Source organism: Escherichia sp. E2748 (assembly GCF_005781125.1).
GTDB lineage: Bacteria > Pseudomonadota > Gammaproteobacteria > Enterobacterales > Enterobacteriaceae > Escherichia.
In genome coordinates this window covers 203,625-218,481 of record NZ_VATP01000001.1, presented here as the reverse complement: position 1 = coordinate 218,481, position 14,857 = coordinate 203,625, and the positions used below count along the sequence as shown (strand labels likewise).

13 protein-coding genes are annotated in these 14,857 nt (G+C 52.2%); 2 read left to right on the top strand and 11 right to left on the bottom strand.

From position 1 onward, the window contains the following. Positions 1–103: 103 nt before the first annotated feature. Positions 104–820, bottom strand: a complete 717-nt coding sequence (locus tag FEK42_RS01035; RefSeq protein WP_135492844.1) for a hypothetical protein — start codon at positions 818–820, stop codon at positions 104–106. A gap of 208 nt (positions 821–1,028) precedes the next feature. Between FEK42_RS01035 and FEK42_RS01030 the strand changes: the two genes are divergently transcribed. Then, on the top strand, positions 1,029–1,451 hold the full coding sequence (locus FEK42_RS01030) for a hypothetical protein (RefSeq protein ID WP_135492845.1): 423 nt from the start codon (positions 1,029–1,031) through the stop codon (positions 1,449–1,451). Between the two features lie 52 nt (positions 1,452–1,503). Then, a complete protein-coding gene (locus tag FEK42_RS01025; RefSeq protein ID WP_135492846.1) occupies positions 1,504–2,733 on the top strand; it encodes a hypothetical protein in 1,230 nt (409 codons plus the stop codon). 52 nt (positions 2,734–2,785) lie between these two features. On the opposite strand, the gene nuoN is transcribed toward FEK42_RS01025, so the two are convergent. The 10 genes from nuoN to nuoE form a co-directional block, all read right to left on the bottom strand. Next, positions 2,786–4,243 carry an NADH-quinone oxidoreductase subunit NuoN gene (gene nuoN / locus FEK42_RS01020; RefSeq protein WP_000156701.1) on the bottom strand — a complete coding sequence of 486 codons (1,458 nt, stop codon included), beginning with the start codon at positions 4,241–4,243 and terminating at the stop codon, positions 2,786–2,788. 6 nt (positions 4,244–4,249) lie between these two features. Continuing rightward, positions 4,250–5,779 carry an NADH-quinone oxidoreductase subunit M gene (gene nuoM / locus FEK42_RS01015; RefSeq protein WP_130257464.1) on the bottom strand — a complete coding sequence of 510 codons (1,530 nt, stop codon included), beginning with the start codon at positions 5,777–5,779 and terminating at the stop codon, positions 4,250–4,252. 230 nt (positions 5,780–6,009) lie between these two features. After that, positions 6,010–7,851, bottom strand: a complete 1,842-nt coding sequence (gene nuoL, locus FEK42_RS01010; RefSeq protein ID WP_001056618.1) for an NADH-quinone oxidoreductase subunit L — start codon at positions 7,849–7,851, stop codon at positions 6,010–6,012. Beyond that, positions 7,848–8,150 carry an NADH-quinone oxidoreductase subunit NuoK gene (nuoK, locus tag FEK42_RS01005; protein WP_000612644.1) on the bottom strand — a complete coding sequence of 101 codons (303 nt, stop codon included), beginning with the start codon at positions 8,148–8,150 and terminating at the stop codon, positions 7,848–7,850. Before nuoK ends, nuoL begins: the two co-directional genes overlap by 4 nt. Next, positions 8,147–8,701 (bottom strand): NADH-quinone oxidoreductase subunit J, encoded by a 555-nt coding sequence (gene nuoJ / locus FEK42_RS01000; protein WP_000393511.1) that lies wholly within the window; start codon positions 8,699–8,701, stop codon positions 8,147–8,149. The genes nuoK and nuoJ overlap by 4 nt, the downstream gene beginning before the upstream one ends. Positions 8,702–8,712: 11 nt before the next feature. Further along, the gene (nuoI, locus tag FEK42_RS00995; RefSeq protein WP_000172749.1) at positions 8,713–9,255 is read right to left on the bottom strand and encodes an NADH-quinone oxidoreductase subunit NuoI; all 543 of its coding nucleotides are present in this window, start codon (positions 9,253–9,255) and stop codon (positions 8,713–8,715) included. Positions 9,256–9,269: 14 nt separating this feature from the next. Continuing rightward, positions 9,270–10,247 carry an NADH-quinone oxidoreductase subunit NuoH gene (gene nuoH, locus FEK42_RS00990; protein WP_135492847.1) on the bottom strand — a complete coding sequence of 326 codons (978 nt, stop codon included), beginning with the start codon at positions 10,245–10,247 and terminating at the stop codon, positions 9,270–9,272. Next, on the bottom strand, positions 10,244–12,970 hold the full coding sequence (nuoG, locus tag FEK42_RS00985; protein ID WP_130207217.1) for an NADH-quinone oxidoreductase subunit NuoG: 2,727 nt from the start codon (positions 12,968–12,970) through the stop codon (positions 10,244–10,246). The genes nuoH and nuoG overlap by 4 nt, the downstream gene beginning before the upstream one ends. Before the next feature lie 52 nt (positions 12,971–13,022). After that, entirely contained in the window at positions 13,023–14,360 is a 1,338-nt protein-coding gene (nuoF, locus tag FEK42_RS00980) for an NADH-quinone oxidoreductase subunit NuoF (protein WP_000789507.1), read from the bottom strand. Then, a complete protein-coding gene (gene nuoE / locus FEK42_RS00975; RefSeq protein ID WP_000545042.1) occupies positions 14,357–14,857 on the bottom strand; it encodes an NADH-quinone oxidoreductase subunit NuoE in 501 nt (166 codons plus the stop codon). The genes nuoF and nuoE overlap by 4 nt, the downstream gene beginning before the upstream one ends.

The window sequence follows — 14,857 nt, the reverse complement described above, 5'->3', positions numbered from 1 at the left end:
TGCTGGCAACGATCTGGCCTGTTAGATGAAAACAGTGTTTAACCATTCGTTATCTGAAAATAATCAGGCGAGCAAAAAGCCTGTTCAATTTTGCGATGATTTTTTATAGATCGTGTTGGTTATGGCGACAAGGAAAAGCATCAATGTTATCTTTCACAAATTGCAGTAATACAGAATCAACATCTTTTGCAAGTTGGTCACATTGCATTATCAGCATTTTGAATATTTCATCATTTGCAATTTCATTAAAAGTATTAACTTTCTCTTTTAATTCCCCATATCTGATTCTTGCAGTAACCATTTTTTTGGCAAGTTCTGACAATCCCAACGCTTGCAATTGTTGGTGAATATGATCACTTTCAAAAAAGATCCCACAATCCATTCCTTCCCAACCAACATATTCATGCCATTCATAAACCAGCATAAAAGTTTGTAAAACTGGCTGTAATAATTGGATATCTGCAAAACTAAACCAAAACTTACGCTTGAGATCCCACTCATATTCAATCGCCAATGCTATTTTGTTTAAGGCATCTCCGGCATCCTTATTTTTACGCAAAATCAATTCCGTCAGTGTATAGCGTTGTTCATCAATACGCCGAAGAGCTTCTGCAATATCATAGTTTGTAGCCAACAAAACATTCTCTGCTTCCTGATGTGTGACGTCTACTTTTGCAGTCAATATATTGATTTGATCAATATGAAAGAATTTAATGGCCTCATCAACATTACCGCCAGTCCTCTCTAGCAAACGTCTGGCAGACTGGATACCGACAGGTACGTGCTCCCGAAGTTTGCGAATTTCACTTAACCATTCCATGTCAAACCCCTTTAAATATTTATGATGCTATATATAACAACGTCTGGATCACGACCCAGCCTGACTGAATATTTCACCTTTTCCTGCTTAACATCCATGTTATGATGCGCCTGAAACTAATAAGACGTGTGGCATTGTCACTATTTATCCGCTAATGAATTCAAACAATGCCATTCATTTGATGAATACATTATTTCAGGGAATAATTATGACACCTTTAGAACGCATTACCCAACTTGTTAATATCAATGGTGATGTTAACGAGCCTGCTACCCCCCGTCCATTGTTATCTCTTGGGGATTTTTTTATCGGCAATAATATCCTCGGTTCAATATGTTGCAATGTGACTCCAGAACAATCTCCGCAAGCTATCTACCACCATTTGCTGAAAATTCGTGAGCGTAACGATGTCAGTGATGTTTTGGTAGAAATTACGATGTTCGATGACCCTAACTGGCCCTTTAGCGAAAGAATTTCAGTTATCACTTCTGCCTCACCCGAAGAAGTTCAGAATTGGTTTGCAGAAGAAATTGCCCCTGATGAGTGCCGGGAAGGATGGGAAGAAGATACAGATCATGGATGGGTTGAAGTCCCTGCGGGTATGCATCCGGTTAATTGTTGGTGGGATTAAAACATATTGCTCATTACGAAAAATTTTTAAAATACTTCATGGAGGATGTATATTGTCATTTTCAACGGGTGCTGTAATTATCATTTTTGCGTGTTATGCATTAGCCTTTATCATACCAATACTCTTTATCGTACCGTTTCTTCTTCGATGGGATAAAGATAAAAGGGATAACACCGGTTTCATTTCTTTAATCTATCTGGAATTGCCAATCGGCACTACCGCATTAGCCTATTTATTTTATTTCAATAAGTATTTCGATTCTTTCTTTGAATATATTTTCAACCTCATACCCTATACATTAATTTTATGGTATGTGTGTTTTCTAAGGAAAAGCATATATTGCAGCCCACGCAAGATTTTATTTACAGGCTGGCGCGCCTTTGCCATTATATTTGTTTTACATACATTCTATTTATTCCCCATGAAAAACGAATCAGATTATGACACTGCTGTGAATACGGCACTAAGACAAGGGGATGGTACTGCATTGGATAAACTTTGGAAAACATGCCCGGAGGGTATCAATTCACTTTTGTTCAATATGAAATTTAACTATAACAGAACATATAACTTTGACTACCCAATCACTTCATTCGAGAAAGTTATCCAGTGTAGTGAATTTAAAGACGACTTTACCAGCGATTATGCTGTCAACTATTCTTTTGCTAACGTAACAAGCATTAATTTCTTAAAATTTCTATATAGAAAAATAGATGATAATAAAAAGAAAGAGATTCAGAATGATAAAGGTATTATAGACACTAGATTAATTGATTTAAAGCGATGTTTAAGAGACGAAAAGTGCAGTGCACAAAAAATCCAAATGCTCGATTTTCTACTAAAGCTCGTTCCAAAATGGCAAAAGCATTTATTTATCAAACCGGTAGACTTGCATAATTCTATTTTAAACTCAAATAAGCTTAGTGCTTCTTATTTTTCAAAATTTGTTCAACCTGAAAATGAAAATGACATTATCGCTATGAATGTTGTTTTAGGTGATAACCAGTCCGTAATATCAAAAATAAAGAACAAAGAATACCTACCTTCCGTGATTGGTCAAGAATATGGTGATTTTGGTGAAAATATAACATTAGTAAAGTTTATTATAATGAATGGTACAGAAGACATGATCGACTTCATCATTAACGATTTAAACGTTGATGTGGCGTGTTATGCAAGTGCGTCAACCATAAACTATAATACTATTGTCTCTTCAGACTATAATTATAAATACAATAAACGTTTCCAAAATAAAACCTGCACAAACCCAATCAAATCATAACACCATAAAAAAACCGCCGAAATCGGCGGTTTTTTAACATCAATATTCAACCTTACATTAGCGGCATGGCTAACCGCACAATGCTAATCAGCGGTTGCGGCCATACACCCAGCACCAGTACCAACAGTGCAGAGATCAGCACCACGATACCGCCCGCGCTGTACTGCCAATTTGACGGTGCATCGCGACCCGGTTGTTCCGGGGCGTGCAGGTATAAGCTCACCGCCACGCGCAGGTAGTAGTAAAGGCCGATTGCCGAACCGACAACCACGGCCCCCACCAGCCACCACAAGTGCGCCTGGACACCGACTGCCAGCACGTAGAACTTACCGATAAAGCCCAGCGTCATCGGGATACCGGCCAGAGACAGCATCATCACCGTCATCACTGCCGCGAGGATCGGACGATGCCAAAACAGACCGCGGTAAGAGAACAGGGAATCAGCATCCGGGCCACGATACGGGCTGGACATCAGGCTGACCACGCCAAACGCCCCGAGGCTGCTGAACAGATAACCGGCCAGGTAAACCCCTACCGCTTCCATCGACATCTCGCCAGTTTGCAGCGCAATCAGCGCCACCAGCAGATAGCCGAGGTGAGAGATAGATGAGTAACCGAGCAGACGTTTGATATTGGTCTGGCTCAGCGCCATCAGGTTACCGAAGATGATGGAGGCAAAGGCGATAATCGCCAGCACCACGCGAATCGCTTCGCTGTCACCCACTGGTGCGTAAAGGAACAGACGCATCACCACACCGAAGATAGCGATTTTGCTCGCCGTCGCCAGGAAAGTGGAAACCGGCGCAGGCGCGCCCTGGTATACGTCTGGCGTCCACAGGTGGAACGGCACCAGAGAGAGTTTGAAGCCGAGGCCAACAATCATCAGGCCGAAACCTGCCAGCAACAGCGGCTCGTTGAGCATACCGTCGCCGAGGTTTTTACCCAGTGCAACGAACGACAGATCCCCAGACTGCGCATACACCAGCGCCATACCAAACAGCAGGAAAGAAGACGCTGCGGCAGAAAGAATGGTGTATTTGATACTGGCTTCCAGCGAACGTTTCTGGCGGAAAGCGTAACCGACCAGACCAAACAGCGGCAAAGAGATCAGTTCGATACCGAGGAACAAAGACGCCAGATGGTTGGCATTCGCCAGCAGGATCCCGCCCAGTGCGGCAATTAACACCAACAGGTAGAACTCGTCCTTGTTGTCGTTATAGCCTTCAAGCCACGGGTAGGCGAAAGTACAGGTGGCGAGGCTCGCCAACAATACCAGCCCGGTGTAAAGCATGGCGAAACCATCAACACGCATCAGTGGCGTAACGTCCATAGCGCCCGCCTGGCCGACAAACCAGAGCGAAACCAGCGCCGCGTTAAGCCCAATAACCGAGAGCGTAGCGTTGAGGAAATGATTGCGTCGCCACGCAATGGAGAGCATCACAACCACCACCGTCAAGCCGACGATCAGCAACGGTAGCAGTGCGATCAGGTTTTGTGGAGTTATTGTCATGGCGATTTACGGCCTTGTAGTAGTAACGGAATTAACAAACCACTGCTGGATATTGCCAATCGCGGAGTGCGAGGTATCCAGAATCGGCTGCGGATAGAAGCCCAGCAGTACCAGCAGCACCACCAGCAACAGGATCATAAACAGCTCGCGCAGCGACATCCCTGGCAGTTCTTTGCTGGCAATCTCGCTTTTCGCTTTACCGAAGTAAGCGCGATGTAACATTGCCAGCGAATAAACAGATGCAAAGACCAGCCCAAAGGTAGAGATAACGGTAATCACCGGGACAACCTGGAAGCTGCCGAACAGAATCATAAATTCGCCGACGAAGTTACCGGTGCCTGGCATCCCAAGCGTTGCCACCGCAAAGAACAGCGACAGTGCTGGCAGCCATTTCATCTTGCTCCACAGACCGCCCATCATGCGCATGTCGCGGGTATGGATACGTTCATAGAGCTGACCGCAGAGAATAAACAGACCCGCCGCTGACAAGCCGTGCGCAATCATCTGAATTACCGCGCCCTGGTAGGCCAACTGGCTGCCGGTGTAGATGGCAATCAGCACGAAGCCCATGTGGGAAACCGAGGTGTAGGCGATCAGACGTTTGATATCGGTCTGGGCGAAGGCCATCCACGCACCGTAGAAGATGCCGATAACACCCAGCCACATAGCGATTGGTGCAAACTCTGCCGACGCGTTCGGGAACAGCGGCAGGGAGAAACGCAGCAGACCGTAAGCGGCGGTTTTCAGCAAGATCCCCGCGAGGTCAACGGAACCGGCGGTCGGAGCCTGGGAGTGCGCATCCGGCAGCCAGCCATGCAGCGGAACCACCGGCATTTTCACCGCGAAGGCGATGAAGAAGCCCAGCATCAACAGGTATTCCACGCCGTTAGACATCGGCGTATTCAGCAGCTCTTCATAGTTGAAGGTCCAGACGCCGGTCGCGTTGTAGTGAACAAAGACCAGCGCCAGGATGGCGATCAACATCACCAGACCACTCGCCTGGGTATAAATGAAGAACTTGGTTGCCGCCGTGATACGCGTTTTACCGTCAGAAGCTTTATGCCCCCACAGTGCGATCAGGAAGTACATCGGCACCAACATCATTTCCCAGAAGAAGAAGAACAGGAACATGTCGATGGCAAGGAACACGCCGATAACGCCGCCCAGGATCCACATCAGGTTTAGGTGGAAGAAGCCCTGATATTTTTCGATCTCGTTCCACGAACAGAGTACCGCCAGCACGCCGAGCAGACCGGTCAGCACGACCATCAGCAGCGACAGACCGTCAATGGCGAGATGGATAGAGATACCAAAACGCGGGATCCACGGCATGTCGAATTCAGACTGCCACTGCGGAATTCCGGCGGATTGCGTCAGTGAATAACCGCCCTGCAACCACAGTTGCAGCGACAGCGCCAGCGTCAATCCCATGGTGATCAGCGCTACCCAGCGCGGCACCTTTACGCCAAAGCGTTCGGTCTGCCAGCACAGGAAGCCGCCGATAAAGGGGATTAGTATTAACCAGGGTAATAACATAGCTAAGTATGTCCCTTATATTTACTCCTGCTCAGGCTATCTCACTCGCCAGCCCGAATCCCGGCAGTGCTCGCAATCCTCACGTACTTAAGTACGTTCCGGTTGCTGTGCGCTGGCGGTATCCGGTCTGACTTCGCCGATGACGCCTGTACTTCAGGAACAGTTACCTAAAATTTATTCTTAGTTCACAGACCCGGCGCAGCGCCGGGTATATTCACTCAGCCAACAACTCAACGCAGTACCATCAACAGTGCCAGCACCACGACCGCACCGATGCTCATGGATGCCACATACCAGCGCAGGTAGCCGTTCTCGCTTAACAGCAGACCTTTACCTGCAAAGCGGGAAAGAACCGCCGGGATGTTCATCATTGAGTTCAGCGGATCGCGTTTCAGCAACCAGGCAATCCCCAGGAACGGCTTGACGAATACTTTGTCATACAGCCAGTCGAAGCCCCAGGCGTTGTACCACCAGGTGCCCAGCAGGCGGCCCGGCGCACTGTTGGCGATGGAGGTCACCAGAGTACGTTTACCCAGCCACAGCCAGGCTGCCAGCAGAATGCCGACAACCGCGACCACGCCAGAGGTAATTTCCAGGGTCAACATGCTGCCGTGCGCCAGTTCCGTCGTTTGCGGAAGCACGCCCTGCAGCGGCGGTACAATCAGTGCGCCAACGAAGGTGGAAAGGATCAGCAGCACAATCAGCGGCAGGCTGTGAGTTACCCCTTTCACGGCGTGAGCGTGAATTTGTTCTTTTCCGTGGAAGACGATGAAAATCATACGGAAGGTGTAGAGCGAGGTCATAAACGCACCGACCAGACCTGCCACCATCAGATTGATATGACCATTCGCCATCGCACCCGCGAGGATCTCATCCTTACTGAAGAAGCCCGCAGTGACCAGCGGCAGTGCCGACAGTGCTGCGCCGCCCACCAGGAAGCAGAGATAAACCAGCGGAATAGATTTACGCAGACCGCCCATCTTGAAGATGTTCTGTTCGTGATGGCAGGCCAGAATGACGGAACCGGATGCCAGGAACAGCAGCGCTTTAAAGAACGCGTGGGTCATCAAGTGGAAAATCGCCGCATCCCATGCCTGCACGCCAAGCGCGAGGAACATGTAGCCAATCTGGCTCATGGTAGAGTAAGCGAGAACACGTTTGATGTCGGTCTGTACCAGCGCGGCAAAACCGGCCAGCAGCAGCGTAACCGCCCCAACAATACCCACCAGATGCAGAACTTCCGGCGTCATCAGGAACAGGCCGTGGGTACGGGCGATCAGGTAGACACCTGCGGTTACCATCGTTGCGGCGTGGATCAGCGCGGAGACAGGCGTCGGGCCCGCCATCGCGTCAGCAAGCCATGTCTGCAACGGCAGCTGCGCAGATTTACCAACCGCACCGCCCAGCAGCATCAGCGTCGCCCACATCAGCATGTTATTGCCGTCAGCAAAGTGCGCAGGCGCCAGTTCCACCATTTCACGGAAGTTCAGCGTACCCAACTCGTTGTAGAGAATGAACAGCGCGAAAGCGAGGAACACGTCACCCACACGGGTCACGACGAACGCTTTCATTGCCGCTGCGCCATTCTTCGGATCGGTGTAATAGAAACCGATCAGCAGATAGGAGCACAGGCCCACGCCTTCCCAGCCGAGGTACATCAGCAGCAGGTTATCGGCGAGCACCAGAACCACCATGCTGGCGATGAACAGGTTGGTGTAGGCGAAGAAGCGAGAGTAGCCCTCTTCACCGCGCATGTACCAGGAGGCGTACATGTGGATCAGGAAACCCACACCGGTAACCACCGAGAGCATGGTCAGCGACAGGCCGTCCAGCACCAGATTGAAACCGATGTTAAAGTCGCCTACCGACATCCACGTCCACAGCGGCTGGCTGTATGCCTGCTCACCGTTAGCGAAGAAGTCAACGCCGATAAAGGCAGTTACCAGCGCCGCCAGGCCCACAGAGCCAACGCCGACGATCGCCGAGACGTTTTCAGACCAGCGCCCACGGGAGAACGCCAGCAGGACGAAGCCAATCAATGGCAAAATAATGGTTAAGGCAAGCATGTTCATCCGCGCATCTCACTTACTGAATCGATGTTCAGGTTCTGGCGACGACGGTGAAGTTGCAGCAGCAGCGCAAGGCCGATACTCGCTTCTGCCGCCGCGAGGCTGATGGCGAGAATGTACATCACCTGACCGTCGGTCTGGCCCCAGTAGCTTCCGGCGACCACAAAGGCCAGCGCGGAGGCGTTAATCATGATTTCCAGACCAATCAGCATAAACAGCAGATTGCGACGGATAACCAGACCGGTTAAGCCAAGAACGAATAAGATTGCCGCGAGGATCAGTCCATGTTGTAAGGGGATCATGCGTGCTCCTCCGTTTTTCTTTTCGCGCTGTCGTCTTTACGATTGCTCAGCACTTCACCCGCACGCTCTTCACGACCGACGTGGAAGGCCACAACCAGACCCGCGAGCAGCAGCATAGAAGCCAGTTCTACCGCCAGTACATAAGGCCCGAACAGCGTAATACCCACTGCTTTAGCACTGATTGGCGTACCGTCGATACCCTGATCGTTAACACCGAGAATGGCGTAAACAATCACCACCAGCATGATGGCCGACAAAATTGCCGGACCAATCCACACCTGCGGTTTCAGCCACTGGCGTTCCTGTTCGATTTCTGAACCGCCCAGGTTGAGCATCATCACCACGAACACGAACAGCACCATAATGGCACCCGCGTAGACGATAATTTCCAGCGCACCGGCGAAGTAAGCGCCCAGTGAGAAGAACACCCCGGAAATCGCCAGCAGCGAAATAATCAGGTACAGCAGTGCGTGTACCGGATTGGTATGGGTGATCACTCGCAAGGTCGCAAGTATGGCTATCAGGCCACAGATATAAAAAGCGAACTCCATTGCCCCTCTCCTTACGGTAACAGGCTCTTGACGTCGATAGGCTTGGCTTCGTTCTCTGCTTCGCCCTTATCTTTGCCGTCGATTGCCATACCTGCCATCCGGTAGAAGTTATATTCCGGGTATTTGCCCGGACCGGAGATCAGCAGATCCTCTTTCTCGTAAACCAGGTCCTGGCGCTTGTATTCCCCCATTTCGAAATCCGGGGTTAACTGAATCGCCGTGGTCGGACAGGCTTCTTCGCACAAACCACAGAAAATGCAGCGTGAGAAGTTGATGCGGAAAAATTCCGGATACCAGCGACCGTCTTTGGTTTCTGCTTTTTGCAGCGAGATACAGCCGACCGGGCAGGCTACCGCGCAGAGGTTACAAGCTACGCAACGCTCTTCGCCGTCCGGGTCGCGGGTCAGAACGATACGACCACGATAACGGGGCGGCAGATAGACCGGCTCTTCCGGGTACATTCGCGTTTCGCGTTTGGCGAACGCGTGCAGGCCGATCATCCAGATACTACGAACCTGGGTGCCGAAACCTACTAACAATTCTTTTAAGGTCATGGTCTTATTGCCCCTTATTGCGCCTGCCAGAGAATGACAGCCGCCGTTACCAGCAAGTTGATCAGCGTCAGCGGCAGGCAGATTTTCCAGCCGAAGGACATTACCTGGTCATAACGCGGACGCGGTAACGACGCACGAATCAAAATGAACATCATCATAAAGAACGCGGTTTTCAGCGCGAACCAGATGAATGGCGGTAACAACGGGCCTTGCCAGCCACCGAAGAACAGCGTCACCATCAGTGCAGAGATGGTCACAATCCCGATGTATTCACCCACGAAAAACAGACCGAACTTCATGCCGGAATATTCAATGTGGTAACCATCCGCCAGTTCCTGCTCGGCTTCCGGCTGGTCAAATGGGTGACGGTGACACACCGCCACGCCCGCGATGGCAAAGGTAATAAAACCAAAGAATTGCGGGATGACGTTCCACACATGCGCCTGGCTGTTGACGATGTCGGTCATGTTGAATGAACCGGCCTGCGCCACCACGCCCATCAGGGAAAGCCCGAGGAACACTTCGTAGCTCAGGGTCTGCGCAGAAGCACGCATCGCACCCAGCAGCGAGTATTTGTTGTTACTTGACCAGCCCGCAAACAGCACCGCGTAAACCGCCAGACCGGCCATCATCAGGAAGAACAAAATCCCGATGTTCAGGTCGGCAACCACCCAACCTGGGCTGACCGGCACAATCGCAAAGGCCAGCAGCAGCGAGGTAAAAGCAATCATCGGTGCCAGGGTAAAGATGACGTGATCCGAGAATTTCGGGATCCAGTCTTCTTTAAAGAACATTTTGATCATGTCCGCAACCAGCTGGAGCGAACCGCCCCAGCCAACACGGTTAGGTCCGTAACGGTTCTGGAACAGACCCAGCAGGCGACGTTCGCCAAAGCTCATGAATGCCCCACAGGTGACAACCACCAGCAGGATCACCACCGCTTTGAGGATGGTCAGCAGGATCTCAATCAGTTCCGGTGATATCCAACTCATTGTTGTGCCTCCTTGAGATCCTCAAGATGCGCGCCGGCCAGCACCGGAGCAATGCCGGACATACCCATCGGCAAGCCAACCTGTCCTGCCGTCAGCCCTTCGGCGATTTCAACCGGCAGCGTGACCGTGTTGCCATCGTAACTAAAGGAGACGCGTGTCCCCGCATTCACGCCCAACTTCGCGGCATCTGCCGGGTTGAGTTTGATGTACGGCTGCGGCATACGGCTCTGGAAGACCGGAGCACGCTGTGACAATTCATCGCTGCCAAACAGGTGGTAGTACGGCGCGATACGCCATTTCCCGTCCTGCGGCTGGAAGCGTGCCGGTACGCTGGTGAAGTAATCCAGACCGTTTTCGCTGGTTTCAAACAGACGCACGCCCGGATCGCCAAAGCGCAGTTTGCCGCCCACTTCGTCCTGGAATTTGTTCCACGCCTGCGGGGAGTTCCAGCCTGGCGCCCAGGCAAACGGCACTTGCGAACGGTGCGCCGTCGGCTGGTTGTTACCTTCCATCGAGAAGGTGAACATGGTGTCAATGTCCTGCGGCTGACGCGGCTCATGAACGCTGATGTTGGCGCGCATGGCAGTACGACCGCTGTAACGGTGCGGCTCACGGGCCAGTTTCTGCCCACGAATGCGGAATGTCGCATCCGGTGCGGCATCTTTGATACCCGCCAGTTCCGGGATTTTCGCCACAACGGCGTCAATCACGTGGTCGAGCTGCGTCCAGTCCACTTCTCGGCTCAGCAGGGTGCTGTGCAACGAGTGCAGCCAGCGCCAGCTTTCCAGCATGACAGTTTTGCTGTCGTAATAGGACGGGTCGTAAACCTGGAAGAAACGTTGGGCGCGGCCTTCATTATTAATTACCGTACCGTCGCTTTCAGCAAAGCTGGCGGCGGAAAGCACCAGATGGGCGTTTTCCATGATAGCTGTGCGTTGATGGTCAACCACCATCACCAGCGGCGCTTTAGCCAGCGCAGCATTCACGCGGGTAGCGGAAGCGTGACGATGCAGATCGTTTTCCAGCACCACCACCGCGTCGGCGCGTCCGGTTTCCAGTTCGGTTAACGCTTCTTCCAGCGAACCACCACCCATAATGCCCAGCCCCATGCTGTTTACAGAACGGGCAATCATGGTGATACCGACGTCAGCGCCGCGACCTTTCAGGGCTTTCGCGACGTTAGCCGCAGCCTGAATTACTTCAGCGCTACCGGCGTTCGTCCCGGAGATAATCAACGGTTTCTTCGCACCCGCCAGTGCCTGCACGATGACGTCGATTTTGCTTTGCAGCTCAGGTTCGATACCGTCAACCGCTGGTGCAGAGTTATCCAGCGCATGGGCGATGGCAAAACCTAAACGCGCCTGATCTTCAACCGGTGCGCGGTAAGTCCACGCCGCGATATCATCCAGACGGGTGTCATCAACGTTGGTAACAAACAGCGGATGCTTCGCACGCTGACCGATGTTGAGGATTGCCGCAATCTGCCAGTCAGCCACTTTCTGTGCTGCCGCCATTTCGCGCGCTTTACCTTTCACCGCCTGACGCACTGCCAGCGCGACGCGCGCGCCGGTCTGGGTAACGTCTTCGCCCAGCACCAGTACCGCATCATAAGATTCGATTTCGCGCAGTGCCGGAGTATAAATGCCGCCTTCACGCAGCACTTTTAGTGCCAGTTGCAGACGTTCCTGCTCACCGTGAGCGATACCGGTATAGAAGTTTTCTTCGCCCACCAGCTCACGCAGCGCAAAGTTGCTTTCCACGCTGGCGCGCGGAGAACCGATGCCGATCACTTTCTTCGACTGACGCAGAATATCTGCCGCGCCCTGCATTGCCTGTTCGGCGTTGAGGGTAATGAAATCATCGCCACGACGCTGTACTGGCTGACGCGGACGATCTTTCAGGTTGACGTAGCCGTAACCGAAACGACCACGGTCGCAGAGGAAGTAGTGGTTTACCGTACCGTTGTAACGGTTTTCGATACGACGCAGTTCGCCATAACGCTCGCCGGGGCTGATGTTACAGCCGATGGAACATTGCTGGCAGATGCTCGGCGCAAACTGCATATCCCATTTACGGTTGTAACGCTCGGAGTGCGTTTTGTCGGTAAATACGCCGGTCGGGCAAATTTCGACCAGGTTACCGGAAAATTCGCTTTCCAGCGTGCCGTCTTCCGGGCGACCGAAGTAGACGTTGTCATGCGCGCCATAAACGCCCAGATCTGTACCGTCAGCGTAATCTTTGTAGTAACGCACGCAGCGGTAGCAGGCGATGCAGCGGTTCATTTCGTGAGAGATGAACGGCCCCAGGTCCTGATTGCGGTGGGTACGTTTGGTGAAACGGTAGCGACGGAAGGTATGCCCGGTCATCACGGTCATATCCTGAAGATGGCAGTTACCGCCTTCTTCACATACCGGACAGTCGTGCGGATGGTTAGTCATCAACCACTCGACCACACTTTCACGGAACTGTTTCGCTTCTTCGTCGTCAATGGAAATAAAGGTGCCATCGGAAGCCGGTGTCATACAGGACATCACCAGGCGACCACGCGTGTCTTCCGCGTTTTGGTATTGCTTCACCGCACACTGGCGGCAAGCACCGACGCTTCCCAGCGCCGGATGCCAGCAAAAGTAAGGAATATCAAGGCCCAGAGACAGACAAGCTTCCAGCAGGTTGTCCGCTCCGTTGACCTCGTATTCTTTGCCGTCTACATGAATTGTAGCCATTAGCATGCTTCCAGTTTTCTCGGTCAGGGACCGAGCGTTAATCGAAATTCGGTTACCAGCGCTCTTTCAGCAGGTTCGGCTGAATCCCATTAATCAAATGGGTATTGCTGAACGGCTGTTTGATTCCCGCCTCAAATTCTTCGCGGAAATATTTGATGGCGCTCTGTAACGGCTCCACTGCACCAGGTGCGTGGGCACAGAAAGTTTTACCCGGGCCTAAGAATCGACACAGTTGCTCAAGTGTTTCGATATCGCCCGGCTGACCTTCGCCACGCTCCAGCGCACGCAGAATTTTCACGCTCCACGGCAGACCGTCGCGGCACGGAGTACACCAGCCGCAGGACTCACGGGCGAAAAACTCTTCCAGGTTACGCACCAGCGACACCATGTTGATCTCATGGTCAACCGCCATCGCCAGCGCCGTACCCAGACGGCTTCCCGCTTTACCGATACTTTCGAATTCCATCGGCAGGTCAAGGTGCGCTTCGGTCAGGAAGTCGGTGCCCGCGCCGCCTGGCTGCCAGGCTTTGAATTTCAGACCGTCACGCATACCACCGGCGTAATCTTCGAGGATCTCGCGCGCGGTGGTGCCGAACGGCAGTTCCCACAGGCCCGGATTTTTCACCCGACCGGAGAAGCCCATCAGCTTGGTGCCAGCATCTTTACTTTTCGAGATGTTCTGATACCACTCCACGCCGTTTGCGAGGATTGCCGGAACGTTACACAGAGTTTCGACGTTGTTGACGCAGGTCGGTTTACCCCATGCGCCGGAGGTTGCCGGGAAGGGAGGTTTCGAGCGTGGGTTAGCGCGACGCCCTTCCAGGGAGTTGATTAACGCCGTTTCTTCACCGCAGATATAGCGCCCTGCCCCGGTATGGACGAACAGTTCAAAATCAAAACCTGTTCCCATAATATTTTTACCGAGCAGACCCGCTTCGGTCGCTTCGGCAATGGCACGGCGCAGATTCACGGCTGCTTCAATATATTCGCCACGCAGGAAGATGTAGCCACGGTAGGCTTTCAGCGCAAACGCGGAAATAAGCATGCCTTCCACCAGCAGATGCGGCAGTTGCTCCATCAGCAGACGGTCTTTATAAGTGCCAGGCTCCATTTCATCGGCGTTACATAGCAGGTAACGGATGTTCATGGATTCGTCTTTCGGCATCAGGCTCCACTTCAGGCCAGTTGAAAAGCCTGCACCGCCGCGCCCTTTCAGACCAGAGTCTTTAACCTGATTAACGATCTCGTCCGGAGACAGCCCGGTCAGCGCCTTACGCGCGCCTTCGTAACCGTTTTTGCTGCGGTATTCGTCCAGCCATACTGGCTGTTTGTCATCACGCAGACGCCAGGTTAGCGGATGCGTTTCGGGAGTACGGATAATGTTTTTCATTTATACCGCTCCAGCAGTTCAGGGATCGCTTCCGGGGTCAGATGCGCGTGAGTGTCCTCATCGATCATCATGTTTGGCCCTTTATCACAGTTCCCCAGGCAGCAAGTTGGCAGCAGCGTAAAGCGGCCATCAAATGTCGTTTGCCCTGGTTTGATGTTCAGTTTTTTCTCCAGCGCCGCCTGAATGCCCTGGTAACCGTTGATATGACAGACCACGCTGTCGCAATAACGGATCACATGGCGGCCTACTGGCTGACGGAAGATCTGGCTATAAAACGTTGCCACGCCTTCGACGTCGCTAGCAGGAATACCCAGCACATCGGCGATCGCGTGGATCGCGCCATCCGGCACCCAGCCACGCTGCTTCTGAACGATTTTCAGCGCTTCAATGGACGCCGCACGCGGGTCTTCGTAGTGGTGCATCTCGTGCTCAATCGCTTCACGCTCTGCCGCACTCAGCTCAAAAGCCTCGGTTTGTGGTTGTTGATTCTCGTGCAT